A 25,681-nucleotide genomic window follows, 5' to 3' on the forward strand; every position below is an offset into this window, starting at 1 on the left:
ATACACGGGCCACACCTGCATTCTTCACCACAGCCGGAGGTGTCCGTGATATCCCTGAAGATTCTGCCATAAAATATATCCCCAGGCCTCCGCTTTGCCTGTCTCTACTCAGGCGGCCCTGCTGCAGTTACAGAGCTGCCCCTGAACGGCAAGAGCCGCTGACTTATCATCAGCGGCTCTTGCGTTTATATATACCTTGCCTTCTATAATAGCCGAAGCTTTATAGATCCGTTTACTCTTTGCGTATCCGGAACAGGCTTATATATCCGGAGAAACGGTATTATAACGATTCTGCAGGGGAATAATCCACCACAAACGCATCTTCCAGCACACCAAGCTCGCCCAGCAGCGCGCCAAACTTCTTGTGCTCCGGATGCGGCAGATACGCGTCGCGGGCAGCCGCATCTTCAAACGTCAGCATATACACATGCGTGAAGCCGAGGTTCTTGTTTTCCGGGCTGTTGTTCACCCCGTGCTCGAAGGCCACGATACCGGGAATGCTGTTTTTCAGCTCACCGAAGGCCTGGGTTACTGAATCAATCTGCGCAGGGGAAGCGTCTGGCTTGTATTTAAAAACAACTATGTGCCGCATTTGCCCTTCGTTTGTGTTTTGACATCCTGAAAGAAATAGTATAGCTGACATTGCGACCGTCAACGCTAAACTTAAACCGTAAATTTTCTTCATGCTTCGTTTTGCTCTATGGTTTCATTATGGTTAAAATTCCTACGATTATAGCCATAATAAATAAGATGTACAAAACAAGCCTGCTGATTCTGGGTCTGTGCTTTAGGTGAGGGAGGGGCCGAAGCTAAAAAAGGGACAGGCAACACAACAATTCTGACAGCACCAGCGGCTATTAAAGAAGGTGCTTTACGCTATATAGACAACAAAATGGCAACCGGGTATATAACCGGGCTGCAGGAGAGAGGCCATGGCCCTTTGCCTTCTGAGGCGCCTGCTTATATATAGTTATCCGCTTCAATGGGCCGTTTCAGCCACTCCATCGCTTTCGGCAAACTGTCGAAATCGCGGAGCGCGATATCGCCGAGGCCACCGCTGCGCTTCAGGATCTGCTCTATCGCCATCTGGTTAAAAATGTCTTCCGACATGATGGTGGCCATGCGCCGGAGCGGGCTCTCCAGCAATCTGGGGATAAACTCCTCCACCGTCCACTGCTGGGCCTGCTGCCGGATGGCCTTCATTTTCCGGCGATCGGCGAGCCAGCGGGTAATGCCGTACTGATTTACAAATTCCAGGGAGCGGAGTGCTATGGCCTGCATGTCTTTGCTGCTTACAAAGCCCTTCCATTCCCCGACGCCCAGTTGCAGTTCCTCGTCGTAACTCACGCGTATCGCTTCCGTCTCATAGTATAACTTCAACATAATCGGCTTGGGTTAAGCTAAACCTGCTCCGCTGCAGCAGGCACCTGTTTGTGCTGCACTAGTGTACGTAATGTAAAACAATAAATTTACATTGAAGAAGCCGGGAGGCGGCAGAGCACCCCGCACCAGGCATTCTGCAGCCCCGCCGACACGCAGGTTAGCGCTGTTACCCTGAGCGGCGCTGCGCCTATTTCAGGAAGTCTCCCGCAGCCATGCCATGGCCTCCTCTTCCAAGGCAAAATCCTGGACCAGCAGCTTCCCTGCGTTGCCCTTTTTATTGTACATCTCCTCCACCGCCGCCCGGTTACCGCTGTCCTGGGAGGGGATGTTTGCCAGTCGCACCAGCGAACTGTCCAGCAGTTGCGGTAAAAAGTGCTTCAGGCTCCACTCCAGGTCGTCGGGGCGTATGGATTTCATCTTCCGGTTGTCGCCTAGCCATCCAACAAGGCTGTGCCTGTCTATCAGGTCCAGGCACAGCAGCACCGCCTCCCTGAACTCAGAACCGATCAGGTCTCCCCGCCAGACTGCCTTGCCAATCCGGAAGTCCTTATCGAAGTATATGCTTACGAAGTTGTTCCTAAAGTAAATGTTATTCATATATCAACCGGGGCTTTGGCCGGTAAAGGCCACTTCAATATACCTCAATATAGAGAATTATAATATAACCGTTGCGTTTTCGGGTGCCGGAGATGCACAGAAAGGCAGGGGGAGACGATGTGCCTCCCCCTGCCTTTCTGTGCGCCATCAGACAGCAGCGCTTTCTGAAGCAGTCAGTTATCGATATTATTGATTCGGCTTCTTGACCACCACAATCTCTACACGGCGGTTTTGCTGGCGGCCTTCGGCTGTCTCGTTGGTGGCCTCCGGGTATTGCTCGCCCATCGACACAATTTTCATACGGCTCTGGTCGAACTTGCTGTTTTCGAGGAGCCAGTTCTGCACGGCCTGGGCGCGCTCTTTCCCTAACTCTTTGTTATAGGCTTCGCTGGCGCGGGCGTCTGTAAAGCCGTACACCCGGATCGTGCCTTCCATGTTGCGCTCCTTTATATCCTCCACCACGCTTTGCAGCTTCTCTGCGCCGCTGTCGCGGATCTGGGCTTTGTCTGTGTCAAACATGATATCTTCGCCAAGCGAGTAGATGACGAAGCTTTCGGAGCCGCGCACTTCCACGCCGGCATTTTTGAGCTCTGCATCCTCAATCTCAGGGGCATTGAAGTCAACCTCTTTGAATTCTTCTTCGTCCGCTTCGAGCACGGTGCCTGCCATCAGGTTCTCTTCTTCATACATAACGGCGGTGTCGGCATCGGCAATCGCACGCACGTCTTCGGCATTGTCTATCTCTTTGCTGGTTTCGTTGCAGCCCGCCATCAGGCCGGCAGCTAATAAAATAGCAGTTGTCATTCTTATTTTCATAGCTTTTAATCAGTTGGTTCTAATATTTTGTACGGGGCCGTCGCCTCATCGTTATATATCCGCTGCCCCGGCAACAGAAAAGCCCCGCCTGTTCAGGCAAGGGCTCCGCTGCAGGTTGGTTGCCTTGAGTATACTATCTCTTCATAAAGCGCTGCGTCTCGCGCTGCTGCCCGTCCGTTACGGTTACAAAGTACATCCCTTTGTTGAGGTTTTGCACGGGCACCACCAGCTCGCCCCCGGCCACGTTTGCAAACTGCGCCACTGTTCTGCCCGTGGCATCCACCACTACAATGCCCGCACTCGCTTTGGAATAAAGCTTTATGGTTACCTCAGAGGTGGCGGCGGTCGGGTACACCGTGGCGAGGGCAGCCGGAGACAAACCGGCCTGCTGCGCGAACTCCAGCGCCACGATGTGAGAAAAGTCCGCTGTCCCGTCGAAGTCTACCTGGCGCAGGCGGTAATAGTTGGTGCCGGCGGCCGGGTCGGTGTCCGTAAAGCTGTAGCTGTTGGCGATGCTGCTGGTTCCTTTTCCTTTTACTTCGCCCACCTGATCGAACTTCCTGCCGTCCAGGCTGCGCTCCACCACAAACTTATCGTTGTCTGTCTCGGAGGCAGTTGTCCAGACAAGCTTCGCATTCCCATTCTGGGAATAGCCTTTGAAGGCTGCCAGTTCCACCGGAAGCGTGCCGATGGGCGCGTCATACATTCCCCAGAATAAGTCAGCGATGGCGATGCCCTGGCGTCCTTTGGCCGCATCGTCGTTGTAGTAGCGGATCACGACCTTGTTCACGTCCCCTACAAAGCTGATGGTCACGTCACCCTTCGAAGAAGTCACCCTGGCATCCACCCCGTCTGCTTTCGCCAGTACCAAACCGCTGTTATACTCATTGGATATGCGGGGCAGGATGTTATTCTTTGTCACCGGCACTCTTTGGGTACCATTGAAACCGATTATCTCCAGTTTGTCTTTATACTGCCCGCCAGTGCGGTCCACATCGAGGAGAGAGAAGGTAAGGCCGGAAACGCTCTGGCTAAGCTGCAGGCTCAATTCCGTGCCTGTGTTTGCCGAGGCACCCGTTTGAATCAGGGTAAGTGTCTTTTTCTTCTGGAAATCGGTCGCGACGGCTGCCGTCTGCACGGTAACGCCTGTCCCGATGGCTGCACGCTGCCACGTCAGTGCCACACCGTCCACCTGGTAAGGGTTTGCAGGGGTTGCAGAAACGGTGAAGGGATCCTCGTTCAGAGGCCGGCCGCTCCAGCCAAAAGTGGATGTGCCCAGCACGGGCGTACCCTTGATCATGACATCGTCGATGGCGTAGAAGTCGGTGTTGGCGCTGTTCACGCTGATTTTCCAGCGGAAGCGCACATTTGGCTGGTTCTCTAAGGCAGCGGGCAATTTGATAGCCACGCCCTTGTTCACAACTCCCCAGCTGAAAAACGCAGCACTTTGCGTGTATTCGCCCACATGTACATAGGGGGCTCCATTCAGGCTGTACTCCAGGCTTACCGGGTTCGTATTGTCGATTTTTGTGTGGTTGTTTCCGCCCGTTTCCGAGATTTCCCCTTTTCCGTTGGTCCTTCTCCAGTACTGGGTCCGGTAGTCTTTCCAGGTGATGGTGATATCTCGCAGGTTGTATGTGGAAATGTAGTTAGCAATAACCAGCTCGCTGGCGGTGGCGTTAGCCTGCATGTTGCTGCCGGCGGTATATAACGTATCCGAATAGGCGGCGGCCGTAGTCTGTGTAAAGTTGCCCGATACGCCGGTGATGGTGTTGTTGAAGTTCTCGTGGTAGGCGATAACCTGCGCTTCTGCGGCAATTGTGTAACCTAAGAAAGCGAAGAGAAGAATGTAAAAGTTTTTCATGATTTGTGCTTGTATGTCCTCTCTATAGGAAAGAAACATGCCAGCGCGCCTGTGTTCTGCTATATAACACATTGCCGCACCAGGAGAATCATAACAAGCCCAATAGCATTTATATATAATGCGCTAACAACAAGCAGGTTGTCATAATCAGTACAAGCCGTAAAATTGCGGTGGAAGCGCCAGGAAAATATTTCTGGGGCAGAAGCATATATAACCACTTTCCCATATATGGAAAAACAGGGGTATATAGGCACCCTGTTTCCAGATTTTGGAAACAGCAGCAGAAACCAGGATGTTGTGTTCAACTCCTTTCAGGCAGCCACATAAGCCCCCTACACCAGAGGATTTTCTTCTATATACTTCATGAAAGATTGGATAAACTGCATCGGCAAACTCCTGCTTCTTAGCCACGCCCAGACACACGCATGCTGTTGCTCATGGAAAAGGCAAACGCCGGCACCCACCGTGCAGAGGCTGTAACAGTAGCACTATACCTGTAGCCTTATCACCCCAAAAGTGACAATATGGCTTTCCGCCGCAAATTTCTTCCAGCGCATCAAGTCATTTTGACACCGAAAAACTTGCCGGCCATCGCTCAGGCTGGCCCCTATTACTTGGCACCGCTTTTGCATTATTCTTCCCGAACACGAAAGAGGAGAAAGAAAATGAAATTGATAAAAGACAGAGAGTTCCTGAAGAATATAGCACAGCAGATCGACTTGCTGAACACCTTGGGTGGTGGCGTGAGCGAAACATACGTTGATGTGAAAAAATATAAAAAAGGCGCTGTTATCAATGTCTGGGCGGCAAGCGTAGACCCGGCGGCGTTCAAGGTAGTGCTGAACAATAACCAATTGAGCGTTTTCTCGGTGCTGCAGAGTAAAGAAAACCCGGCTATGGCGGCCCCTTTGTTCAACACCACGTTTATGCTGCCCCCACAAGTAGACCTGGGGCGCGTGGAAGCCATATATAAAGAAGGCCAGTTGATGGTGAAACTGCCGTATTACGAAAGCACCGGCCAACCCAGGGAAATAGAGATCAAACAGTTGTAAGACAAAACAAAGAAGGCTGCCGTAACGGGCAGCCTTCTTTGTTTTAAGGGCAAGGGCGGTTATATGAATTTCGCTTTGATGATGGAGGTGAGGAAATCATGCACCTCCACAGATTCCTTATCAAAGTCAAAGGTTTTGTAGGCGTCCGCTGATGAGGCCATCACGCGGCAGCCGTTCTCTACCATCATAAACACTAATTCCCGGAGGCGGTACGGGTGTCCGGCTATATTCAACATGCATACTGCGTCACTGCTTTCCACGTGCAGGAACATGTGTTGCACGTGGTGCTCGTTGTTCATCACATTTTCTTCAGACATAGGCACTACAATTACAAACTATCTGCATGAGCAAATGACGATGGCGACGAGCGCCCGCTTTGCCCATGCTTGTTTCCATTGGCTTTGAAGCCGGTCCCCCGCCAGGGAAGGGGGGTAAAGGGCCCGGTGTTCCGGAACTACAACACAGCTAATTTAAAAAATGTTTGCGTGGAAGAGAAGAGGTGCCCTGCAGACCCAGCGGGTGTAACCGGGGCTAACGGCGCGGGTGCTCTTTCCGCCACCCCACTATAAACAGGATGAACCAAATGGGGTATAAGGGAGACAGGATAGAGGCAAAATAGGGGTCCACGACAAAAAACAATACGGCCTGCAGCAGGATGTGCAGCACCAGGCCAATGGCTGCGATCCTGAAATAGCGGTTTTTTATTCTGATCATGGGTGGCAAGGGGGAATATATGGCGGCATCATCTCGCATAATCTGCCCTAAACAATAAACCCGCCCGAATCAGGGGCGGGTGTTCATCAGGCGGAAGGCCTCTGCCCGCGTAATGTCCTTCTCGATCACTATCGGAGGATCGTCTTCCTTCGCCACTACCAGTTTAAAGATGTTCTTGCCATCCTGGTAGAAGATCAGGGTTTTAAGTCCCTCGTACCCGATACTAAATATCTTCCGCACCGAGCCGTCGCTATAGTATTTATAATTTTCCAATGTTATATCACGTATTAACCTCATATCCCTACTACCTCCTTGCATTTTTTATATTAAATACGTCTTCTACGTACTCTAACGGTTTATACGCATTGTTTTGTTTCAAAAAGCCCTAAAGGTGCAAGAAGAATCTTAAGATAATAATAATTAGAGGAACCGCCTGCCAAGGCTATTGCTGCTGCTTATTGATTTCATACGCTTATATTTGCTTACGGAAAGTTACAGTGAACGCCCTGAACCGGCCCCTTTGCCCAAACTCATGCCCCAGCCATTGCCACCGACAGACACCGCTACCGCCTATACCGTGCAGGAACTGCATGGGTTAGAACAAATGCTGGCGCAGCACCCCCTCATCCTGCAGCTAAACCCGGGTATGGGCCTGCCGCGCTACAAGGAACTGCTGCAGCACATGCTACCAAACGGCTATCGCATGGTGGCGGCCTTTAACGGCGCAGACCACTGCGTCGGCCTCTCGGGCTTCTGGATCAGCGCGAAGCTGTATAGCGGGAAATACCTGGAGCCGGATAACTTTGTGGTGGATGCCGCGCACCGCTCTGCCGGGGTGGGCAAGCTGCTCTCGGACTGGATGCTGCAGGAGGCACAGCGCCACCGCTGCGACACTGTGATGCTGGACGCCTACGTCACCAATGCCGCGGCCCATCGGTTTTACTTCCGCGAGGGCTTCCATGTAAAGAGCTTTCACTTCTTCAAAAGCCTGTAACGGATATGAACTCTGGCAAATACAGTTGGCTGCTTTGGCTGTTCTACTTTATTGTTTTTGAGGTAGTTGTGTTCCTCGGGCTACAGTGGCTCCTCTCGGATATCGGGCTCAGCGACCAATATCAGGCCGAAAACACCATTGTCCCCAACTGGGTAAAGGCGGTTACGTTTATACTATTGTACCTGCTTTGTCTTTTATTTGTAGTGATGCTCATCAGCAACATGGTGCCCAGCAAGCACCGCCGGCACCTGATGCGCTGGGTGTACCTGTCCCTGCTGGGCATGGCCGTGATGCTGTTCATGCTCTTTTAACAGCGGAAACAAGGAAGAATCGGTACAATAATCCGGGCTTATTTAAGTTAATTATAATGATGAAAAACAGCTTCTTACTCCTGATACTCTGCCTGCTGACTGGCTACAGCACCCTGGCCCAAACCGGAAACGGGCGGCCCCCCGGCAGGCAATTTTTACAGCTCCAGAGCGGAGAGGTAATCTATGGCAACAGAATCCAGTACAAGTCCCCGATCTTTAAGTCAAGCCATTTTCTGGTGGACGACACGCTGAAGTACAACCCCAGCATGGTGGCCGCCTTCCTGAACGACGAAGGCTTTTTCGCCCGTGTGGAAGCCGGCAACAGCTACGACGACTTTGCCAAGCGCATCCTGGACGGCCCGCGCATCGACCGCTTTTACACCAGCCGCACCACCTACGACTACGGCTACTCGCCCTACAGCTACGGCTATGGCGGCCCGCGCACCAGCCGCAGGCGCATTTACTTCTTCTCGAAGGACAATGGCCCGCTTTACCTCGTAGACTACCAGAACCTGGAGCAGGCCCTGGCCGACAATGCCTCCAGCATGAACCTGCTGCGCAGGTACAAGAAAGACAAGTGGATAAACACAGGGGTCACCATCTTGGGTGGGGGCTTGCTGGCTGCCGGTGCCATATCCTCTTTCGGCAACTCGCAGGACCTGAACAATGGCGGCAGCGTGAACGTGTCTCCGCTGGTATATGCGGGGGCAGGCATACTGGGCGCGCAGTTCGTGATCAACCTCTTCCAGAAAGACAAGTTGACGCAGGCCATGGAGGTATATAACTACCAACTGAAGCAATAGCCCGGCGGCTCTCCAAAAAGCACAGAAGCCGGAGTTGCACATAGTGCGGCTCCGGCTTCTGTGTTTCTATATACCTGCGAAGACCAAATCAGGAGAGCGGCAGGGCCTGCCGTAGTTTCTTCGGCAGCTTTAAAGCCACCAACGCATACGATTGCCGGATATGCCGCTCCCATTCCTCTCTCCGAAGATATCTTATATTCTCTGTCAGCACCCAATGGTACCTTGCCAGGTAAGGCGCCGGGGCAAAGCCGATGCGGGTGGTCATCTCCGCGAATTCTTCTGGCGATACTTTAAAAGAGGCGGTTGTCGGCACCGCGCCCAGGCCCACCACCAGGAACATTTTTCCGCCTACGCAGAAGCACAGGTCCTGTTCCCACTTTATATCCTCCGTTACACCCGGCAGCCGCCCGCACAGTTCCTGCAGTTCTTCTATGGTCATGGCAAATTTTGTGAAGGAGCCTTCGGATTGTAAAAGGCCCTGCGTGCAAAGTTAGTGCTTCTCCGCCTGCATCCGCTGATTCCTCTTTCATCGGCTCAGGGGCTGGCAGTGCAGGGATGTTGAGTTTATATGCCAGGCCTTGTGCGGTTGCGCCAACAAACCTTACCTTTGGCTACGCTGCACCAACACATGGAAAACCTGTTACTGCTCCACGGCGCCCTTGGCGCCGCCGCTACGTTAACGCCGCTTGCCCAGGCGATGCAGGGGCAGTTTAAAGTATATGCGCTGGATTTTTCGGGGCATAGCGGCCGGGCTGTAACACAGGAGCCGTTCAGCATGGCGTTGTTTGTGCAGGACGTGCTGCGGTTTCTGGAGGAGAATCAAATCCAAAGCACGCATATCTTCGGCTACAGCATGGGTGGCTACGTGGCCCTGCACCTGGCGCTGCACCACCCGCAGCGCGTGAGAAGCATTTATACGCTTGCCACCAAGTTCGCCTGGTCTGCAGAGGCGGCAGCAAAGGAGGTAAAGCTACTGAACCCAGAGAAAACGGCGGAGAAGGTACCCGCCTTTGCCGCCGCCCTGGCCCGACGCCATCACCCGCAGGACTGGAAGCAGGTGATGCGCAAAACCGCTGACATGCTGCTGCACCTCGGCAACCAGCCAACGCTCACTGCCGGAAATCTCCCGCAACTGCAGCTGCCCGTGCAGGTGGCGGTCGGGGACCAGGACACGATGGTGAGCGTGGAGGAGACGCTGTGGGCCTACCGGCTGCTGCCCGATGCCCGCCTCCAGGTGCTGCCGGGCACCCGCCACCCCCTGGAGCACGTCGCCGTCAGCAGATTAACAGAGGAGATCAGGCAATTCATCCTGCAGGTCTCCGTTTAATATACGATTTCTATATATGTTTATGCCATCCCCTTTACACCTATTCAACACCCTACTTCCCATTGTTTCGTTTTGGGCGAAGCGTGCTGTCGCGATCTGCTGCGTAGCCGCCTGCCTTAGCTCCTGCGCTGGCTCAGCACCGGCATTTGGGGAGCGGGGGTATACCGAGTCGGGCAAGGCCTCTTATTATGCCCGCAAGTTCCAGGGGCGCACCATGGCCAACGGTGAGAAATACCGTCGTGGCAAGCTGACAGCGGCACACCGAACGCTACCCCTCGGCACAAAAGTAAAAGTCACGAACACGCGCACCAGCAAGAGCGTGAAAGTGCGCATCACAGACAGAGGGCCATTTATCAGCGGCCGCATCGTGGATTTGTCGGAGAAAGCGGCCAGGCGGCTCGACTTTATAAAGGCAGGCGTTATACCCGTTGAACTGAAAGTTATTCAACCAGCCCCTGTTAAGTAAGCAGGCAGCAGTAACCGTCATCTATACACTTGATGGTCAGGTACATATATACAAAATACAGCAAACTATATTCTACAGATTATCCTATTGATTTCTTGTTTGGTATAAATCAAATTATTACTTTTGAGCATGAAAAAGCTGTGGCAACAAGTACGCGAATTTATACCGATGGCAGCCCTTATCCTGCTGTGTCTGGTGATCGTGCCCACTGCCCAGGCCAACACCAACGGCAGTGCTACTACAACCACTGCCACACAACAAGCCGATACACAGCCGCCAGCCGTTGACGTTCCGGGTGGTACCAAAGCCGCGAAAGCGAAGCCAAAGGCTGCTACCAAGCCCGCCAGCAAATCAGTGCTGGACGAGGAGGTGCTGGATAGCCCCATCTCCTATCTCCGGAATGCCTTCTCCTCCCAGGAGGACGGTGCAGACGCTATGCCGAACTCCAGCCCCGTAATGGTGACTGTGAAGGCGCTCGTAGCCACGTTGCTTTCCACTATCCTGTAATTACTGCCGTTTCCCGTTTGCATCCTGACCGCGAATCCTTTCCGGTTGCGCTTGAAGTAGTGCATGCTCCTCAGGGAGGATAACGCTATGTCTGTGCTATCGGGTATCACAAAAGAAGAATCAAAAAGACGTACGGGGAAAATTCGCTGGAACTAATCTGCTGAGAGCGAAACAATTCTGTAACCAAGTGGTTCTAATAGCAGCAATGCCGCTACTGCAGTGCAAAACAAAGTTTAGTTGATTGTTTAAGGTGTGTTCGGCCGAAGCTTTCCCGCTTCGGCCTTTCCTTTTATATAGACATATCCTTCACTAACGGCAAGTGTAGCCTGTTATATACCATAGGATACCTCTCCCGGGCTGCGCGCGGCATATATAGGCCCAACAGCGTTCCTTGCACCAGCCTTACCGGTTGGGTTGCTTTATTTGCCGCTGTTCGCATATCTGCATCCGGAACAGCGTTTTGGCGGGGATTACCCCAGGCCCTGCTTATATATATAAAACTATATATAATACTGCTGTTCCGGCGGCCATCAACATATAGAAAATAAATTTTACTTTCTATCTTTACTTAGTCGCCAGCAACCGGTGCAATAGCCGGCTGGCCATTACAAAAAACTTCCTGCTCTATGAAACGCATTTCCCTCCTCAGCCCGCTGCTCCTGTTGTCCTCTTTCGCTGTGGCGCAGCAAGCCTATAATGTGTCGCTTGACCTGAAAAACGTGACGGACGACAAGGTGAAAGTGGTGGTGCACACGCCGGAAGTGAAGGAAGACAGGATCACGTACATCATCCCCAGCGTCATTCCGGGATCTTACTCCAAAAAAGACTATGGCCGCTTCATCAGCAAGTTCAGGGCCTACGATGCCAAAGGCCGGAAGCTGAAGACCTCGCAGCAGGGGAAGAACCTGTTTGTGATCGAGAAGGCGAAAAAGCTGGCCCGCCTCGAGTACCTCGTGGACGATACCTGGGATGTGGCGAAAGACGACAATTATATCTTCCAGCCGGGTGGCACCAACATCGAGGCCAACAGCAACTTCGTGATCAACCATTTTGGCTTCTACGGCTATCTGGAGGGATATAAAATGCTGCCCTACACCCTGAACGTGCAGAAGCCGCCGCACCTGCTGGCCGCCACCTCGCTGCCCGTCACGCGCCAGTCGCCGGAGCAGGACGTGGTGCAGGCCGCTGACTTTGTGCGGCTCGCCGACGCCCCGATCATGTACAGCCGCCCCGACACCGCCAGTTTCCGTACCGGCAACACGACCGTCTCGGTGGCCGTGCACTCAGAAACGGGCCTGGTCAGGGCCGACAGCATCAGCGAAATGATCCAACCGCTGGCCACGGCGCTCACCAGTTTCTTCGGGGGCATGCCCGTGGACCGCTACCAGTTCATCATGTACTTCCCGAAGATGAGCGAGTCGGCGGTGACAAAATACGGCGGCTTCGGCGCGCTGGAACACTCTTACAGCTCCATGTACTTCTTGCCCGAGCAAACCGGCGATGACCTGCGCAGCATGGTGCTGGACGTGGCCTCGCATGAGTTCCTGCACATCCTCACGCCCCTGAACGTGCACAGCGAGGAAATCGAGTACTTTGACTTTAAAGACCCAAAGCTCTCGCAGCACCTGTGGCTGTATGAGGGCGTGACGGAGTATTTCTCGCACCTGGTGCAGTTGCAGGAGGGGCTGAAGACATACGAGGCGTTCCGGGAGGAGATGATGGACAAAATGCGCCGCGCAAGTGAATACAAGGAGGTGTCCTTCACGGAGATGAGCCGCCGCATTATTGAGCCCGAATACCAGGAAATGTACAGCAACGTGTACCTGAAGGGCGCGCTCATCGGCTTCCTGCTCGACATCCGCCTCAAAGAGCTGAGCAACGGCCAGTCGGGATTGCGCGAGCTCATGCTGGATCTCTCGAAGCAGTACGGCCCCAACAAACCCTTCAAGGATGAGGAGCTGATTGATGTGATCGTGGCCAGGACGCACCCTGAGATACGGCAGTTTTTTGATGACCATGTGATCGGCAGCAAGCCCTTGCCTTACGAGGAGTACTACAGCAAGATCGGGTGGGACTACGCAGACCAGAAACAGGGCACAAAGCTCACTTTTGGGGAGTTCAGGCTGGGCTACGAGAAGGACAGGAAATTTTACTGGATAGCCGAGCCTATGAATAATACCTTCGGGCTGGAAAAATACGATATCCTATATGCCGTGAACGGCGAACCGCTGACGGAGGAGAACATTTACCAGTTGATTAAGCCCCTGATCGAGGTAAACGGAAAAGACACTGTGGAATTGGCCTATGTGCGGAAAGACCAGTTACACCGGGAGAGGTTCACTCCCGCAGAGGAACCCGTGGAGCTGAAGTTTGTGGTGGAAGACGATCCCAAGGCACTGCCTTCCCAGCAGCAGCTACGCCAGCAACTGCTCCAGAAAAGCCCGCAGGATTTGTAACTTCCTGACCCTGTCACATTCCTTTCCTACGAAGGGGGCGCCAGAAGCTTAGACAAAATCGCTGCCGAGGGCCAGTGCCAGGCCAAACAGCGTGGCGATGAGTTTGGTGCGGTTGAAGCGGTGATCGGGGCTTGTCTCGAAGAGGATGGTGGTGGAGATGTGCAGGAAGTTCCCCGCCACCAGCCCCATCAGCGCCGTGTACACCAGCCCGTCCGGCGCCTCCTGCGGCAGCACCACGTTGCTGAAGAAGATACCCAGCGGCGAGCCTACCGCAAAGATCAGCAGCCACAGAAACGCCTTCCGAAAATTCTCCAGCCGCGACAGCAGCACCGACATCAGCGCGAAGGCGGCCGGCACGTGGTGCAGCGCCACCCCCAGCAGCACCAGGTAAAAGCTGTCGCTGGCGTGAGCGTGCGCGTGGCCGGCATGCGGCTGCCCGTACTCCACCAGAATGCTCCCCTCCAGGAAGGAATGCACAAACAGCGAGCCCAGCAGCAGGAACGGCATTGAGCCCACGCGGCCCTCGTGGTGGTGTATATGGCCGTGCTCCACGCCATGCGAGAACAGCTCCAGCACCAGCTGCAGGAAAAAACCCGCCAGCACCCAGTATCCTACCCCGTTAGACCGGGTTGCGCCGTTCTGGAGCACATCGGGAAGCAGGTGGATGATGGTGATGGTGAAAAGATAGGCGCCGCTGAAGGACAAGGCGATTTTCAGCCACTTGCTGTTGTGGGGCGGAAACACTTTCACCAGAAAACCTGAGAGCACTACTGTAAAAAACAGGACGAGTATGGCGATGATCATCAGCGGTTATTTCTTTAGCACGAATATCATCCGGTCGCTTTCTTCGCGCCCGAACGGGTTAAGGTTGTAGTCTCCGAACACCTCCACCAGGCGCAGCCGCGCCATGCTGAAATACTCCATGAAGTTCTCCTCCCGCAATGCCCGCACCCGCTCTTCAAACTGGTATTCCCGCTCGCCGTCGGCAAAACGGATGGTTTTCACTACAAAGCCATTCTCTACGCCCCGCGTGATGCGGAAGTTTATCCCGCGCACCTCTTTTTCCTCCTCAGCCACCAGATTGCTGATGACTTTGTCGGTGTTCATAAAATCGATGACCAGTTTTCCGCCCGGCTTCAGGCTCTCAGCGGTGGCCGCAAGCGCCACCACGTTCTCCGTCTCGTTGCCGAAATAGCCGAAGCTGGTAAACAGGTTCAGGACAAAATCGAAATACGCCGGCTTATATACCTGGCGCATGTCATGCACATCGAAATGCAGGTGCTCGTTGCCGGACTGCCTGGCATGCGCGATGCTCTTCGCCGAGAGGTCGATCCCGGTCACCTCAAAGCCCTTCCGGTTTATATAAATGGCATGGCGGCCCTGCCCGCAGGCCAGGTCCAGGATATGCTCATGCGGCTTGGGGTGGAGGTAGTGCAGCAGCCTGTCCATAAACAGTTGCGCCTCCTGCAGGTCGCGGTTGTTGTACAGTACGTGGTAATACGGAGAGTCGAACCAGGTACTGAACCACTCGTCTTCCTGTTGCGCCATGTAGGTCTAAAAGCAATTGTGTTGCAAATATAGAGGATTTATCTTAACCCGCGCACCTAAAACCCTATATAGGCCGGAATATGGTTGCCGGCGCCAACCGCAACGGGACAAAAAAAGCCTGCCGCTGCTCAGTCAAAAAGCAGCGGCAGGCCTGAAGTATGCAAAAGCCGGCTATTCTTTCGTGGCGCCTGCGGCAGTGTTCGTTTCAGTCACTTCCATTACACTGTCTCCTTTCTGCATGGTGTTTCCACCCAGGTCATGGTTAGGCATGATCTCCCCGTCATGTGCCGGAGGGTGCACCTCGTTTACCTTGCCTACATTATAGGTGGTGCGCGTGCCCGGCTCTACGAAGTCCACAGAAACCTTATCCTCTGGTCTCAGGTCCTTGGGCGTATCGCAGGAAGCCATAAACAAACCACACGCGGCGATTACTGATGCTATTGTGTTTTTATTCATTTCTGTACGTTTATATATCATATTAAAAGCGCCTTCCTTTCAATTGGGCTGGCAGGGCGCTCGGTTTTACTAATTTACGGTGATCCCTTAGGGTTGGGTTGTTGGAGCGCTCGGCAGCAGGTTCTTTCGGCGCAGCAGGTTTTCCATCAGCCGCACGTCGTTGGGGCTGTTGAAGATGCGGAACGGCAGGTGAATGAAGATGGGCGTCTCGAAGTTTCGGGCCACCCAGCCTTTCCAGCCTGTCGGCAACTGGGCATCGGCGGCGGGCTGCAGCCACAGCAGGTAAGCGTCCTGTTGCAGCTGGGCCTTCCGGATCATGTCCCAGTTCAGGGCCATGCCCTCGCGCTCGTTGCGCTTCATCAGTATCTGCCGGTTGTCGATCTCATAGGTCAGCTTCTCGAACAGGGGGTTCCCCTGCTCTATCTGCGTCACGCCCATGACCTGCGCCGAGCGGAGCAGCACGAACAGGATCGTTACCACCACGGCGGCGGCCACCCACCACCACGAGAAGCTGAAAACAGCCGGCAGCAGCAGCAAAACCAGCGGGATCAGGGCATACCACCAGTCGTGGCGCCACACCTTCACCAGGGCCATCTTGGTGTACTTCTCTTTGTCTAACTGGTACTTCTTTGTCCGGATTCCGCCTGGGGGAGGCCCCTGTGGGGGCCGGAAGCCCTTTTGATTTGGTCGCTGCATATAGGTATTAAAGTCGAAATTCAGTTCTCTGCCTACTCTCTCTTCAGGTGCCCACCCGCAGAGCGAATGTTGATACTATATATAAATCACCGCTGCGGCGGGCTCCGCAAAGGTAAGGCGAATTTATTTATAAGCCTTCAGGCTGATGTCCATGCTGCCGGTAGAGTGCGTGAGCGCGCCCACCGATATATAATCCACGCCTGTCTCCGCCACGGCCCGTATTGTCTTCTCCGTGATACCGCCGGAAGCCTCCGTCTCGTACTTTCCCCCGATCAGCTGCACGGCCTCCCGCATCATGGCAGGAGTCATGTTATCCAGCATGATGCGATGGATGCCACCTGTCTCCAGCGCCTCCTTCACCTCCTGCAGGGTGCGCGTCTCCACCTCAATCTGCAGGCTCTTGCCCTTCTCCTGCAGGTAGCGGTGCGTGGCGGTGATGGCCTGCCGTATGCCGCCGGCATAGTCCACGTGGTTGTCCTTCAGCATGATCATGTCATACAGCCCGAAGCGATGGTTATGGCCGCCTCCGATCACCACCGCCCATTTCTCCATCAGCCGGAAGTTAGGGGTGGTTTTGCGGGTGTCCAGCAATTTGGCGCCGGTTCCCTCGATCAGCTGCACCAGGGAGTGGGTGTAGGTGGCAATGCCGCTCATGCGCTGCATGCAGTTCAGCACGAGGCGCTCCGCCGTCAGGATAGACTGCGCCCTGCCCCTTACCGTCAGGCCTATGTCCCCGTATTTCACCGGCGTTCCGTCCTGCAGCAGCACGTCTACCTGCAGGCTGGGGTCTACCGCTTTGAAGATATAGCCCGCCAGCTCTACCCCCGCCAGGATGCCTTCCCCCTTGATCAGGAGCCGCGCCTGGTTCTGCGCGTCCGCCGGGATAGCCGCCAGCGAGGAGTGGTCGCCGTCGCCGACGTCCTCGGCCAGTGCTCTTGCGATAAACTCGCTGATGCTTTGTTGGGTTAAGTAGGTCGGTTTCACGGTGCAAAAATAAAAAAAGGCCCGGTATATATACCGGGCCTTCCTGAAAATCTTATTTATATCTGCTTAATCTTTAATAAAGTTCATCGAGTGGATCAAGTACTTGCCGTTCGCCGACTTCATCCGGATCAACACCGTGTAAGAGTCTCCTTTGGAGGCATAGGTGCCGATGGCATACAACTGCCCTTTGTCAGAGGCGCCGTTGTGGTTCACGCTGAAGTCCACGGGGGCGTTTTTAGCGAAAAAGTTCTTCATCACGAACTCCGCCTGCGTGTTGCTGTAGCTGGTGGCTTCGCCGCCGTCCAGGGTAATCTCCACCATGCTGCCGAAGTTCCGCGACAGCTCTTTGGCCGACCCCATCTTCATGGCCGCCTTTACGCTGTTCATCGCATCGCCCTGCGCCAAAGCCTGCCCTGCCGATAAAAACACGGCCACCAACACAAGAGAGAATGCTACTACAAGGAGTTTAATGTTTTTCATATTAAGGTTTTAATCCTGGGCTGGTATCATCCAAAACTATGCCAAGAAAGCGCCACTTGTTCGTGTGCCTAAGTTAGCTGTAATCTTCAAAAAATAAAATATAGAGCGGAATGCATTTTTCTTTTATCGCCCGTGTTATAACCTTGCAGCCGCGAAGGCAGTAGCCGCTATAGGGAGACATTGTCAGGTCGCCCTTACATTATAAAGATTATAGCTATATTTGCACCATGGATAAAAAGGTTCTCTTAATGATATTGGATGGGTGGGGCATTGGCACCAATCCAGAAGTTTCAGCGATCGCGAAGGCCAATACGCCTTTCGTTGACTCCCTTCTCGCAAACTATCCAAACACAAGGCTGCAGGCATCCGGCGAGGCGGTGGGCTTGCCGGAAGGGCAGATGGGCAACTCCGAGGTGGGGCACATGAACATCGGTGCCGGCCGCGTGGTGTACCAGGACCTGGTACGCATTAACAAGGCCATTGCCGAGCGAAAACTGGCCTCTATGCCGGTGCTTGCCAACGCCTTCGCTTACGCCAAGGAAAACAAAAAACCGGTGCACCTGATCGGGCTGTTGTCGGATGGGGGGGTGCACTCGCATATTAATCACCTGAAAGCGCTTTGCTCCGTGGCCGCCGACCAGGAACTGCACGACGTATATATCCATGCCTTTACCGATGGCCGCGACACCGACCCGAAAGGGGGCGTGAAGTACATAAACGAACTGGAGCAGCACCTCGAGCACACCACGGGCACCATCGCCTCCATCGTGGGGCGCTATTACGCCATGGACCGAGACAACCGCTGGGAGCGCATTAAGCTGGCCTACGACCTGATGGTGCACGGCACCGGCACCCCGTCACAGAACCTCATCAAATCGATGCTGGACTCTTACAATGCGGGGGTGAGCGATGAGTTTATCCTGCCGATTGTGAAGGTGAACGACCAGCAGCAACCGATTGCCACCATCCAGGACGGCGATGTGGTGATCTGCTTTAACTTCCGCACCGACCGTGGCCGCGAGATCACGGATGCGCTCACGCAGCGCGACTTCCACGAGCAGAACATGCACAAGCTGAACCTGCACTATATTATGATGACCAACTACGATGAGAGCTTCCTGGACGTAGCGGCCATTTTTGAAAAAGACAACCTGAACAACACGCTGGGCGAAGTACTGGCGAGGGCGGGGAAAAAGCAGATCCGGATTGCGGAAACGGAGAAGTACCCGCACGTGACCTTCTTCTTTTCGGGGGGGCGCGAAACGGTGTTTGAAGGGGAGAGCCGCCTGATGTGCCCGTCGCCCAAGGTAGCCACCTATGACCTGCAGCCCGAGATGAGCGCCTACGACATCCGCGACGCCATCGTGCCGGAGCTGGAGAAAAAGAGCGCCGACTTTATATGCCTTAACTTCGCCAACCCGGATATGGTGGGCCACACCGGCGTGTTTGAGGCCGCCGTGATCGCTTGTGAGGTGGTAGACCAGTGCGCGGCGCGTGTCATCACAACCGCCCTGGAAAACGGCTACGACACCATCGTGATTGCGGACCACGGCAACGCCGACATGATGATCAACCCGGACGGCACGCCCAACACGGCGCACACCACCAACCTGGTGCCGTGCATCCTGGTGAGCAACGATTTTAAGGGGGCGCTGCACGAAGGGAAGTTAGGGGATCTGGCGCCTACCATTCTGGAGCTGATGGGCTTGCCGCAACCTGCCGAAATGAGCGGGATATCGCTGATAAACAGATAGTGCCTGTGGCCAACCGTATCCCCATATTATGTTTGGGCCTGCTGCTGGCCACAACTTCCTGTGAGCGCCCCGCCCCGCCCACAACCGCCGAAGCGAGCGACTCTTACAACTTAGCCGCCTATATAGAGCAGCAGCAGGAGCGCCTGCAGGCCGAGAAGCCGATGGTGCTGAAGTCGGTAACGACGGAGGAAAAGCCCACTGAGACCATCCAGACCGCAGAGATTGACTGGGAAGACGAGCTGTCGGTGTTTGCGGAGACGGACCTGAACCGCCCGGCGCTGCAGGAATACTACACCAGGGAGGAGCGGGTGCTGCCTGATGGGAACATCGTGCTGGAATATAACAGAGTGGAGGATGCCGAGCCGCTGGTGCACTACCTGCGCCTCGAGATGACACCCGACAGGGTGCTCCGCCAGCTGAACGCCCTGATCCAGGACCAGAACATCCTGTTCTACTCGCGCCGCAACATCCAGCTCACCGCCGACCCTTCCAGCGGCAATATCTCCGGCTACCGCGTCCAGGGGGTCCAGAAGTTGGTGCTTTCCGACTCGCTGCACTACCAGATTGACGCCAACCTGTAACCGCATGCCCTTAAATATCAATCCTTAACAGCGGCTAATTCGTCATAATTCGTTATCTTGACCTTACGATGCACCACCTGGTGGAGAGATGAATTTTATGCCTGCCGCATGCGCACGTTTACTTTAACGGCACTGCTTTCTGTAAGCCTTGCCATTGCCAGCTTTGCCCAGCAGCCTACTACTGCTGCCAATAACCGCGGCCGCACCTGTGCCACGGAGGCTTATATGGCGGTGCAGCAGGCGCAGGACCCGGGCTTTAGGGCGAGGCGGGAGGACCTACAGCGGAAAGTACAGCAGTCGCTGGCGCAGCAGGGGCAAGGGCAGCCACTGCAGGCTGATGTCGTGGTCACGATCCCGGTGGTGTTTCATGTGGTTTATAACGACAATTCGGAGAATATCTCGGATGCCGCCCTGCTGTCGCAGCTGGAGGTGCTGAACGCTGATTTCCGCCGGCTCAATGCCGATACCCTCAACACACCCGACTACTTCAGGTCTCTTGCCGCCGACACCAGGATCGAATTCTGCCTGGCCTCTGTGGACCCCGAAGGCAACCTCACGACGGGCATCACCCGCACCCAAACCACCAGCACATTCGAGTACGCCTTCGACAACGTGAAATACTCGGAGAAGGGAGGCGTAGCCGGGTGGGACAGGGATCAGTACCTGAACATATGGGTCTGCAACATCAAAGGAGAGATCCTGGGCTATGCCTCCCCACCGGGCGCGCGGGCAGGGGTTGATGGCGTTGTGCTGCACTACAAAGCTGTTGGCGCGCAACCCGCCAACGCCTTCGACACGAATTATAACATGGGCCGCACCGCAACCCACGAGGTGGGCCACTGGCTTGGCTTAGGGCATGTGTGGGGCAACGGCTACTCCTGCTCCGACTCAGACGGCATCGACGACACCCCAAACCAGCTGGCCGAGAACACCGGGTGCAATACGGGTGTCAAGTCGTCCTGCGACGACAGCCCCTTCGGCGACATGTACCAGAACTATATGGACTACAGCGACGATGCCTGCATGAACCTCTTCACCAAAGGCCAGGCCAGCTACATGCAAACGATGCTGGCCACCTCCCGCGGCAACCTCCTCAACTCCATAGCCTGCAGCGGCACGCTCCGCTCCAACTTCAAGACAACCTCGCCCATCGACACGCTGGCTATAGCAGGCAATAGCATCAGGTTTACGGATGCCTCTGTGGGCCTCAGGCCGACTACCTGGCTCTGGGAATTTGAGGGAGGGATTCCGGCTACGTCTACTGAGCAGCACCCCGTGATCAGCTACCCCCGGCCGGGCAGGTACAGCGTAATGCTCACGATCACGAACGGTAACCACAGCAGCACCGAGGTGAAGGAAAACCTGATCCATGTAACGGTAAGTGACCTGGTGGTGTACCCGAACCCGGCTCCTGATTTTATCACCCTGGAACAGCCCGCCCGCGTGCTGGTGCGCCACGTGGAACTCATCAACCAAACGGGCCAGGTGCTGGTAAGCGAGGAAACCAAGGACCGTGTGCTGCGCCTCGATGTGCGCCACCTGCCGCAAGGCATTTATATCCTCCGCATCAAGAGCTCCAACGGCACAGAGGTCAGGAAGGTGAGCGTGCTTCGGTGAGCAAGAGAGATACAAGTCTCAAGACACAAGAAACAGGATTTCTCATATAGACTGATGCTATAGGGCTGTTGCTGATCTATGCCTGCTTCTCTCAGCACCTATATATACCCATATATACCGACTCGTAATCCGGAACGCGAAACGCTTAAAAAGCCTCGCCCTGCAGCGTAACCACCACTGTCCGCTTTGCGGCCTGGTTACGGTGTTCGCAGAGGTAGATACCCTGCCAGGTGCCCATGTTCAGTTTGCCGTTGGTGATGGGGATGGTGACAGAGCTCCCGAGCAGCGCGGCCTTCAGGTGCGCCGGCATGTCGTCGGGGCCTTCGAGGGTGTGGCGGTAGTAAGGTTGGTTCTCCGGCACCAACTGGTTGAAATGGCTCTCAAAATCCTGGCGCACGGTGGGGTCTGCGTCTTCGTTGATGGCCAGGCTGGCGGAGGTGTGCTTGATGAAAACGTGCGCCAGGCCGGTCTTTATATCCTCCAGTTCAGGCAGTTGCGCCGTCAGCAGGTCTGTGATGAGGTGAAAGCCCCTTTTAACGGCGGGCAACCGTACTTCTCGCTGAAACCACTTCATAGCTTATTTTGAAGAATTGGGTTGATGAATAAGTGAATGCCTCCCGCTATATATAGCATATATATAGCGGGAGGCATTCTTATACGCGCTAATCTATTGTTCGCTCCAAAGCCCCCATGTCGGGCTGCGTGGTGCTGCGGGCCTGGCCTTTCAGGTCGAGTGGCAGGCGAGGCAGGTAGTGTGCCGCGTTGCTGGCAGGGGAGAGGGTGTCGAGGCTGAAATCGAATTTGGCGGGCTTCTTAAATTTCGGCTCCGCGTTCAGCTTGTTATCGCTCTCCTGCCAATTCGGTATATAGACCGATGTCCGGAGCAGGTTGTGGCTTATTTCTGTCGCGGCGCTCAACGGCGAGATCAACACCTCGTCTTCCATGGCATGGCTGTCGGAATAAACGATGGAGTTGGTAAGGCGCAGCGAGGTGGCCTTGTCCTCTATCTCTGTTCCGGGAATAAAGTCGGTAACCACAAACAGCGGCGTTTCACGGACCAGTTTGTTGTGGTAGCTCACTATGGTGGAGTGGAGCACTTCGTAATTGCCGCCGCCCAGCCCCCCAAAGCCATACTGGCCGCAGTTATATATCAGCGTGTTGAGCACCTGCACATCAGAGGTGAACGCCACGATGCCGTCTAAATAAGCGTCTGCGATAATGCAGCCTTCCACGAGCGTCCCGGCTTTGCCCGGATTCCCGATGCGCAGGCCATACAGGGTATTGCGAATATCGGTGTACCGGATCTGGTTGTCTCCGCTTTTGGTCAGGATGCGGATGCCTTCCCACTGGCCCGGCGCCGCCTGGTACGCCTCTTCGCGCCTGTACCCGCTGAAGACCACGCGCTCCTCCGGCGTACCTTCCACCAGCAGCCGCCCGTTCACGAGCAGCACAGCCTTGTTGCTGCCGTATATATGGCTGCCCTTCCGGATGGTGAGCGTGGCACCCTCCTGCACCAGTACCGAGTCGAGGAGCACGTGCGGCTTGTCGTTATCCCACAGCGCCGTGCCGATGGCCCCTTTCCGGTGGAAATAGGCGTTCTGCCCGTACGCCAACAACTTCACGTGCTGCTGCTGCCCGTTTGTCCGGAACAGGATGGAATCCGCCACCAGGAAAGGCTGGTTCTCGTTGGTTGGGTTAATGTTCACCTTCACCAGCACATACAGGCTGTCGCCGCCGCGCAGCTCCACATTGTTTGCCAGCGGGCTCTGCACGCCGTTGATCGTAAGCTGGTAGGGGGAAGCCGCCGCCCCCGCCAGCGTAATCTCGCTGATGCGCACGGCCTTGGCGTTGCGGTTATATACCTTCAGGCGTTTGGTGATGCTGCCGCGGCTCACGAACACCGTGTCGAACAGCACCGTATCGCCAGAGAACGCCAGCACAGCCGTCGGGTCATCGGTGATTACCTCGTCCCTGGGCTCGCAGGAAAGCAGGCTCAGCAGCAGGAGCAAAGGCAGAAGGGCGAGGGCGTATTTCAATTTGTTTGATCGTTGGTAGCTGATTGCTGGTTGTTGGTTGATGATTGTTAAATGGTTAAATTGTTGATTGTTATTTGCTTTACCGTCAGACAAGTATTCTACATCCTCACCCATCTATAACTTCTACAGCCATTTAGCAATTCAACCATTTAACAATCAACAACCGGCAATTAACAATAAAAGAGGATGCAGCGGCGGCTATATACACCGGGCTGCATCCTCTTCTATATGATTTAACGCACCGCAATATAATTATGCGGCGGCGCCTTCTTTCAGTCTCTCGGCGTTTTCTGCGATGCGCAGCTCCTCCACAAAGTCCTCGATGCCGCCGTCCATTACGCTGGGCAGGTTATATACCGTGTAGCCGATGCGGTGGTCCGTTACCCGGCCCTGCGGGTAGTTGTAGGTCCGGATCTTGTCGGAGCGGTCGCCGCCGCCCACCATGCTCTTGCGCTGCGCGCCTTCTTCCTCGTTTTTCTTGGCCAGCTCCTGCTCATATATACGCGAGCGAAGCACCGCCAGCGCCTTGTCGAAGTTCTTCAGCTGCGATTTCTGGTCCTGGCACTGCGCCACAAGGCCGGTCGGGATGTGGGTGAGGCGCACGGCAGAGTAGGTCGTGTTCACGGACTGACCGCCCGGGCCGGAAGAGCAGAACAGGTCCTTGCGAATGTCGTTCATGTCGAGCTCGATGTCGAACTCCTCCACCTCCGGCAGCACCACCACCGACGCTACCGACGTGTGGATGCGGCCCTGCGTCTCGGTGGCCGGCACGCGCTGCACGCGGTGCACCCCCGACTCAAACTTGAGCTTGCCATATACGTCTTCGCCGGACATGCCCACGATGATTTCCTTGTAGCCGCCGGAAGTACCCTCGGTGGCGTCGATCAGTTCCACGCGCCAGCCCATCCGCTCCGCGAAGCGGCTGTACATGCGGTACAGGTCACCGGCGAAGATAGAGGCCTCGTCGCCGCCGGCACCCGCCCGGATCTCCATGATGATGTCCTTGCTGTCGTTCGGGTCTTTCGGGATCAGGAGCTCCCGCAGGAAATCCTCCATCTGCTCACGCTTCGGCAGCAGTTCGTCCATCTCCTCCTTGGCCATCTCGCGGAAGTCCTCATCCTTCTCGGTGGCAATCACCTGCTTGGCGTTGTCGATGTTGCTCAGGATGTTCAGGTACTTCTTGTATTCCACTACTATCTTCTCAAGGTCCTTGTACTCTTTGTTCAGGGACTTATATTTCTTCATGTCGCTGGCCACATCCGGCTGGATAAGCAACTGGCCTACCTCCTCGAACCGCTGATTGATGGCTTCTAACTTGTCTAACATTGCTCTTTTCTGGTTTCAGACTGCAAAGATACGAAATTGCAGTGTAGTTTCTTTAATACAATTGCGGCTAAAAAGTTGTTCATTCGCCGTAAATCATTCATCTCTATAACCTTGCCGCCACCGCTTATAGTTTCAGCCGGCGCGCCCGTTTCCGGTATTTTGGCTACCCCGGCACAAAGCGCGCTGAATACTTTCCGGAAATCCCTGCATGTCTCACCCAAAACGATTAATTTTGCACCCGGAAACACAAAGCAACACCCGTAACATTTTTTTTACCTAAAGACCGTATATATAAATGGCCGTTATAAAAGCAACCGACAACGATTTTAACGAGATACTCAGCTCAAACGAAAAAGTGGTGGTGAAATACTACGCCGACTGGTGTGGCAACTGCCGTTTGTTCTCTCCCAAGTTTAAGCGCCTCTCTGACGACGAGCTGTTCGCAAACACCGCTTTCGTGGATGTGAACGCCGAGAACAGCCCTGAAGCCCGTAAAATGGCGGGTGTCACCAACCTGCCGTTCTTCGCCGTTTTCAAAGGCGGGCAACTCCTCGACACTGTGGCCGCCAGCAAGGAAGAGGCCGTTCGTAACCTGATCCTGAAATTAGACGCTTAACCAGAACCATGAAAATACCCGCAATCAAGAAACTTGTCGAAAACAGCAACATGGAAGAGCTGATGGCCGCCGAAGCCGCCATTGTTGACGAGCAGCAGCCCGCCATCGAGGTGGAGGGTGAGGACGAAGGCGAGCAGCTGACACACGTGCTGGCCGCCGTCTGGATCCTGAATGAGATGGAAGACAACGGCACCGACTTTAAATCCGCCCTGCGCGCCTACACACAGAAAGTGCGCGTTTCCATCAGCTAATATTATTTCCTTTTTCAAAGCAGGCGGCCCGGCATATATGCCGGGC

Annotated in this window: 31 protein-coding genes; 13 read left to right on the forward strand and 18 right to left on the reverse strand. The window is 54.8% G+C overall.

The window, feature by feature from the left end:
• Positions 1-280: 280 nt before the first annotated feature.
• From ABD920_RS17850 to ABD920_RS17870, 5 genes are all read right to left on the reverse strand, one after another.
• Complete coding sequence (locus tag ABD920_RS17850) at positions 281-685, reverse strand: Dabb family protein (protein ID WP_345160879.1); 405 nt, start codon at positions 683-685, stop codon at positions 281-283.
• Positions 686-960: 275 nt separating this feature from the next.
• Positions 961-1,383, reverse strand: coding sequence for a hypothetical protein (locus tag ABD920_RS17855; protein ID WP_345160880.1), 423 nt, complete (start codon positions 1,381-1,383; stop codon positions 961-963).
• Positions 1,384-1,575: 192 nt separating this feature from the next.
• Positions 1,576-1,980, reverse strand: a complete 405-nt coding sequence (locus ABD920_RS17860; RefSeq protein ID WP_345160881.1) for a hypothetical protein — start codon at positions 1,978-1,980, stop codon at positions 1,576-1,578.
• Between the two features lie 186 nt (positions 1,981-2,166).
• A complete protein-coding gene (locus ABD920_RS17865; RefSeq protein ID WP_345160882.1) occupies positions 2,167-2,796 on the reverse strand; it encodes an OmpA family protein in 630 nt (209 codons plus the stop codon).
• A gap of 133 nt (positions 2,797-2,929) precedes the next feature.
• Positions 2,930-4,660, reverse strand: a complete 1,731-nt coding sequence (locus ABD920_RS17870) for a T9SS type A sorting domain-containing protein (protein WP_345160883.1) — start codon at positions 4,658-4,660, stop codon at positions 2,930-2,932.
• A gap of 665 nt (positions 4,661-5,325) precedes the next feature.
• Between ABD920_RS17870 and ABD920_RS17875 the strand changes: the two genes are divergently transcribed.
• The gene (locus ABD920_RS17875) at positions 5,326-5,712 is read left to right on the forward strand and encodes an Hsp20 family protein (protein ID WP_345160884.1); all 387 of its coding nucleotides are present in this window, start codon (positions 5,326-5,328) and stop codon (positions 5,710-5,712) included.
• Positions 5,713-5,771: 59 nt separating this feature from the next.
• On the opposite strand, the gene ABD920_RS17880 is transcribed toward ABD920_RS17875, so the two are convergent.
• The 3 genes from ABD920_RS17880 to ABD920_RS17890 all read right to left on the reverse strand — a co-directional run bounded on the left by ABD920_RS17880 (position 5,772) and on the right by ABD920_RS17890 (position 6,699).
• Positions 5,772-6,029 carry a hypothetical protein gene (locus tag ABD920_RS17880; protein WP_345160885.1) on the reverse strand — a complete coding sequence of 86 codons (258 nt, stop codon included), beginning with the start codon at positions 6,027-6,029 and terminating at the stop codon, positions 5,772-5,774.
• A 214-nt stretch (positions 6,030-6,243) separates the two neighbouring features.
• Positions 6,244-6,426 carry a hypothetical protein gene (locus ABD920_RS17885; RefSeq protein ID WP_345160886.1) on the reverse strand — a complete coding sequence of 61 codons (183 nt, stop codon included), beginning with the start codon at positions 6,424-6,426 and terminating at the stop codon, positions 6,244-6,246.
• A gap of 69 nt (positions 6,427-6,495) precedes the next feature.
• Positions 6,496-6,699 (reverse strand): hypothetical protein, encoded by a 204-nt coding sequence (locus tag ABD920_RS17890; protein ID WP_345160887.1) that lies wholly within the window; start codon positions 6,697-6,699, stop codon positions 6,496-6,498.
• 247 nt (positions 6,700-6,946) lie between these two features.
• On the opposite strand from ABD920_RS17890, the gene ABD920_RS17895 reads away from it, so the two are divergent.
• The 3 genes from ABD920_RS17895 to ABD920_RS17905 are packed head-to-tail and all read left to right on the forward strand — an operon-like array spanning position 6,947 to position 8,534.
• Positions 6,947-7,420: a GNAT family N-acetyltransferase gene (locus tag ABD920_RS17895; protein WP_345160888.1), complete on the forward strand. Its 474-nt coding sequence runs from the start codon at positions 6,947-6,949 to the stop codon at positions 7,418-7,420.
• A gap of 5 nt (positions 7,421-7,425) precedes the next feature.
• On the forward strand, positions 7,426-7,731 hold the full coding sequence (locus ABD920_RS17900; RefSeq protein ID WP_345160889.1) for a hypothetical protein: 306 nt from the start codon (positions 7,426-7,428) through the stop codon (positions 7,729-7,731).
• Positions 7,732-7,787: 56 nt separating this feature from the next.
• Positions 7,788-8,534: a hypothetical protein gene (locus ABD920_RS17905; RefSeq protein WP_345160890.1), complete on the forward strand. Its 747-nt coding sequence runs from the start codon at positions 7,788-7,790 to the stop codon at positions 8,532-8,534.
• A gap of 88 nt (positions 8,535-8,622) precedes the next feature.
• Here ABD920_RS17905 and ABD920_RS17910 read toward each other — a convergent pair whose 3' ends face one another.
• On the reverse strand, positions 8,623-8,973 hold the full coding sequence (locus ABD920_RS17910) for an MmcQ/YjbR family DNA-binding protein (RefSeq protein ID WP_345160891.1): 351 nt from the start codon (positions 8,971-8,973) through the stop codon (positions 8,623-8,625).
• 189 nt (positions 8,974-9,162) lie between these two features.
• On the opposite strand from ABD920_RS17910, the gene ABD920_RS17915 reads away from it, so the two are divergent.
• The 4 genes from ABD920_RS17915 to ABD920_RS17930 all read left to right on the forward strand — a co-directional run bounded on the left by ABD920_RS17915 (position 9,163) and on the right by ABD920_RS17930 (position 13,290).
• Positions 9,163-9,861, forward strand: coding sequence for an alpha/beta fold hydrolase (locus tag ABD920_RS17915; RefSeq protein WP_345160892.1), 699 nt, complete (start codon positions 9,163-9,165; stop codon positions 9,859-9,861).
• 22 nt (positions 9,862-9,883) lie between these two features.
• A complete protein-coding gene (locus ABD920_RS17920) occupies positions 9,884-10,327 on the forward strand; it encodes a septal ring lytic transglycosylase RlpA family protein (protein WP_345160893.1) in 444 nt (147 codons plus the stop codon).
• Between the two features lie 129 nt (positions 10,328-10,456).
• Positions 10,457-10,834: a hypothetical protein gene (locus ABD920_RS17925; protein WP_345160894.1), complete on the forward strand. Its 378-nt coding sequence runs from the start codon at positions 10,457-10,459 to the stop codon at positions 10,832-10,834.
• Between the two features lie 626 nt (positions 10,835-11,460).
• Entirely contained in the window at positions 11,461-13,290 is a 1,830-nt protein-coding gene (locus tag ABD920_RS17930; RefSeq protein ID WP_345160895.1) for a M61 family metallopeptidase, read from the forward strand.
• Between the two features lie 48 nt (positions 13,291-13,338).
• Here the strand turns inward: ABD920_RS17930 and ABD920_RS17935 are convergent, their stop codons facing one another.
• The 6 genes from ABD920_RS17935 to ABD920_RS17960 form a co-directional block, all read right to left on the reverse strand.
• Positions 13,339-14,094 carry a ZIP family metal transporter gene (locus ABD920_RS17935; protein ID WP_345160896.1) on the reverse strand — a complete coding sequence of 252 codons (756 nt, stop codon included), beginning with the start codon at positions 14,092-14,094 and terminating at the stop codon, positions 13,339-13,341.
• A 6-nt stretch (positions 14,095-14,100) separates the two neighbouring features.
• Positions 14,101-14,838 (reverse strand): SAM-dependent methyltransferase, encoded by a 738-nt coding sequence (locus tag ABD920_RS17940; protein WP_345160897.1) that lies wholly within the window; start codon positions 14,836-14,838, stop codon positions 14,101-14,103.
• Between the two features lie 171 nt (positions 14,839-15,009).
• A complete protein-coding gene (locus ABD920_RS17945) occupies positions 15,010-15,294 on the reverse strand; it encodes a hypothetical protein (RefSeq protein WP_345160898.1) in 285 nt (94 codons plus the stop codon).
• An 87-nt stretch (positions 15,295-15,381) separates the two neighbouring features.
• The gene (locus ABD920_RS17950; protein WP_345160899.1) at positions 15,382-15,990 is read right to left on the reverse strand and encodes a hypothetical protein; all 609 of its coding nucleotides are present in this window, start codon (positions 15,988-15,990) and stop codon (positions 15,382-15,384) included.
• Positions 15,991-16,113: 123 nt separating this feature from the next.
• On the reverse strand, positions 16,114-16,974 hold the full coding sequence (nadC, locus tag ABD920_RS17955) for a carboxylating nicotinate-nucleotide diphosphorylase (RefSeq protein ID WP_345160900.1): 861 nt from the start codon (positions 16,972-16,974) through the stop codon (positions 16,114-16,116).
• Between the two features lie 66 nt (positions 16,975-17,040).
• Entirely contained in the window at positions 17,041-17,454 is a 414-nt protein-coding gene (locus tag ABD920_RS17960; protein WP_345160901.1) for a DUF4783 domain-containing protein, read from the reverse strand.
• A 227-nt stretch (positions 17,455-17,681) separates the two neighbouring features.
• On the opposite strand from ABD920_RS17960, the gene gpmI reads away from it, so the two are divergent.
• Genes gpmI through ABD920_RS17975 form a run of 3 tightly spaced genes read left to right on the forward strand, consistent with a single transcriptional unit; the run spans position 17,682 to position 21,406 of the window.
• Positions 17,682-19,208 (forward strand): 2,3-bisphosphoglycerate-independent phosphoglycerate mutase, encoded by a 1,527-nt coding sequence (gpmI, locus tag ABD920_RS17965; protein ID WP_345160902.1) that lies wholly within the window; start codon positions 17,682-17,684, stop codon positions 19,206-19,208.
• 5 nt (positions 19,209-19,213) lie between these two features.
• Complete coding sequence (locus ABD920_RS17970) at positions 19,214-19,789, forward strand: hypothetical protein (protein WP_345160903.1); 576 nt, start codon at positions 19,214-19,216, stop codon at positions 19,787-19,789.
• 57 nt (positions 19,790-19,846) lie between these two features.
• The gene (locus ABD920_RS17975; protein ID WP_345160904.1) at positions 19,847-21,406 is read left to right on the forward strand and encodes a M43 family zinc metalloprotease; all 1,560 of its coding nucleotides are present in this window, start codon (positions 19,847-19,849) and stop codon (positions 21,404-21,406) included.
• Positions 21,407-21,551: 145 nt separating this feature from the next.
• On the opposite strand, the gene ABD920_RS17980 is transcribed toward ABD920_RS17975, so the two are convergent.
• The 3 genes from ABD920_RS17980 to prfA form a co-directional block, all read right to left on the reverse strand.
• Positions 21,552-21,980, reverse strand: coding sequence for a secondary thiamine-phosphate synthase enzyme YjbQ (locus ABD920_RS17980; protein ID WP_345160905.1), 429 nt, complete (start codon positions 21,978-21,980; stop codon positions 21,552-21,554).
• A gap of 88 nt (positions 21,981-22,068) precedes the next feature.
• Complete coding sequence (locus ABD920_RS17985; protein WP_345160906.1) at positions 22,069-23,442, reverse strand: hypothetical protein; 1,374 nt, start codon at positions 23,440-23,442, stop codon at positions 22,069-22,071.
• A gap of 252 nt (positions 23,443-23,694) precedes the next feature.
• Positions 23,695-24,768, reverse strand: coding sequence for a peptide chain release factor 1 (gene prfA, locus ABD920_RS17990; RefSeq protein WP_345160907.1), 1,074 nt, complete (start codon positions 24,766-24,768; stop codon positions 23,695-23,697).
• A 295-nt stretch (positions 24,769-25,063) separates the two neighbouring features.
• Between prfA and ABD920_RS17995 the strand changes: the two genes are divergently transcribed.
• Together ABD920_RS17995 and ABD920_RS18000 are read left to right on the forward strand one after the other, a co-directional pair.
• Positions 25,064-25,384 carry a thioredoxin family protein gene (locus ABD920_RS17995; RefSeq protein ID WP_345160908.1) on the forward strand — a complete coding sequence of 107 codons (321 nt, stop codon included), beginning with the start codon at positions 25,064-25,066 and terminating at the stop codon, positions 25,382-25,384.
• 8 nt (positions 25,385-25,392) lie between these two features.
• Positions 25,393-25,635 carry a DUF6952 family protein gene (locus ABD920_RS18000; RefSeq protein ID WP_345160909.1) on the forward strand — a complete coding sequence of 81 codons (243 nt, stop codon included), beginning with the start codon at positions 25,393-25,395 and terminating at the stop codon, positions 25,633-25,635.
• Positions 25,636-25,681 lie beyond the last annotated feature (46 nt).

Origin of the sequence: Pontibacter saemangeumensis (assembly GCF_039541895.1) — a bacterium.
Taxonomy (GTDB): Bacteria; Bacteroidota; Bacteroidia; order Cytophagales; family Hymenobacteraceae; genus Pontibacter; species Pontibacter saemangeumensis.

Bases quoted from the DNA above. Each gene is read 5' to 3' on its own strand.
- ABD920_RS17850 (WP_345160879.1), bottom strand. From the start codon at position 685: ATGAAGAAAATTTACGGTTTAAGTTTAGCGTTGACGGTCGCAATGTCA.
- ABD920_RS17855 (WP_345160880.1), bottom strand. From the start codon at position 1,383: ATGTTGAAGTTATACTATGAGACGGAAGCGATACGCGTGAGTTACGAC.
- ABD920_RS17860 (WP_345160881.1), bottom strand. From the start codon at position 1,980: ATGAATAACATTTACTTTAGGAACAACTTCGTAAGCATATACTTCGAT.
- ABD920_RS17865 (WP_345160882.1), bottom strand. From the start codon at position 2,796: ATGAAAATAAGAATGACAACTGCTATTTTATTAGCTGCCGGCCTGATG.
- ABD920_RS17870 (WP_345160883.1), bottom strand. From the start codon at position 4,660: ATGAAAAACTTTTACATTCTTCTCTTCGCTTTCTTAGGTTACACAATT.
- ABD920_RS17875 (WP_345160884.1), top strand. From the start codon at position 5,326: ATGAAATTGATAAAAGACAGAGAGTTCCTGAAGAATATAGCACAGCAG.
- ABD920_RS17880 (WP_345160885.1), bottom strand. From the start codon at position 6,029: ATGTCTGAAGAAAATGTGATGAACAACGAGCACCACGTGCAACACATG.
- ABD920_RS17885 (WP_345160886.1), bottom strand. From the start codon at position 6,426: ATGATCAGAATAAAAAACCGCTATTTCAGGATCGCAGCCATTGGCCTG.
- ABD920_RS17900 (WP_345160889.1), top strand. From the start codon at position 7,426: ATGAACTCTGGCAAATACAGTTGGCTGCTTTGGCTGTTCTACTTTATT.
- ABD920_RS17905 (WP_345160890.1), top strand. From the start codon at position 7,788: ATGATGAAAAACAGCTTCTTACTCCTGATACTCTGCCTGCTGACTGGC.
- ABD920_RS17910 (WP_345160891.1), bottom strand. From the start codon at position 8,973: ATGACCATAGAAGAACTGCAGGAACTGTGCGGGCGGCTGCCGGGTGTA.
- ABD920_RS17915 (WP_345160892.1), top strand. From the start codon at position 9,163: ATGGAAAACCTGTTACTGCTCCACGGCGCCCTTGGCGCCGCCGCTACG.
- ABD920_RS17920 (WP_345160893.1), top strand. From the start codon at position 9,884: ATGCCATCCCCTTTACACCTATTCAACACCCTACTTCCCATTGTTTCG.
- ABD920_RS17925 (WP_345160894.1), top strand. From the start codon at position 10,457: ATGAAAAAGCTGTGGCAACAAGTACGCGAATTTATACCGATGGCAGCC.
- ABD920_RS17930 (WP_345160895.1), top strand. From the start codon at position 11,461: ATGAAACGCATTTCCCTCCTCAGCCCGCTGCTCCTGTTGTCCTCTTTC.
- ABD920_RS17935 (WP_345160896.1), bottom strand. From the start codon at position 14,094: ATGATCATCGCCATACTCGTCCTGTTTTTTACAGTAGTGCTCTCAGGT.
- ABD920_RS17940 (WP_345160897.1), bottom strand. From the start codon at position 14,838: ATGGCGCAACAGGAAGACGAGTGGTTCAGTACCTGGTTCGACTCTCCG.
- ABD920_RS17945 (WP_345160898.1), bottom strand. From the start codon at position 15,294: ATGAATAAAAACACAATAGCATCAGTAATCGCCGCGTGTGGTTTGTTT.
- ABD920_RS17950 (WP_345160899.1), bottom strand. From the start codon at position 15,990: ATGCAGCGACCAAATCAAAAGGGCTTCCGGCCCCCACAGGGGCCTCCC.
- ABD920_RS17960 (WP_345160901.1), bottom strand. From the start codon at position 17,454: ATGAAAAACATTAAACTCCTTGTAGTAGCATTCTCTCTTGTGTTGGTG.
- gpmI (WP_345160902.1), top strand. From the start codon at position 17,682: ATGGATAAAAAGGTTCTCTTAATGATATTGGATGGGTGGGGCATTGGC.
- ABD920_RS17980 (WP_345160905.1), bottom strand. From the start codon at position 21,980: ATGAAGTGGTTTCAGCGAGAAGTACGGTTGCCCGCCGTTAAAAGGGGC.
- prfA (WP_345160907.1), bottom strand. From the start codon at position 24,768: ATGTTAGACAAGTTAGAAGCCATCAATCAGCGGTTCGAGGAGGTAGGC.
- ABD920_RS17995 (WP_345160908.1), top strand. From the start codon at position 25,064: ATGGCCGTTATAAAAGCAACCGACAACGATTTTAACGAGATACTCAGC.
- ABD920_RS18000 (WP_345160909.1), top strand. From the start codon at position 25,393: ATGAAAATACCCGCAATCAAGAAACTTGTCGAAAACAGCAACATGGAA.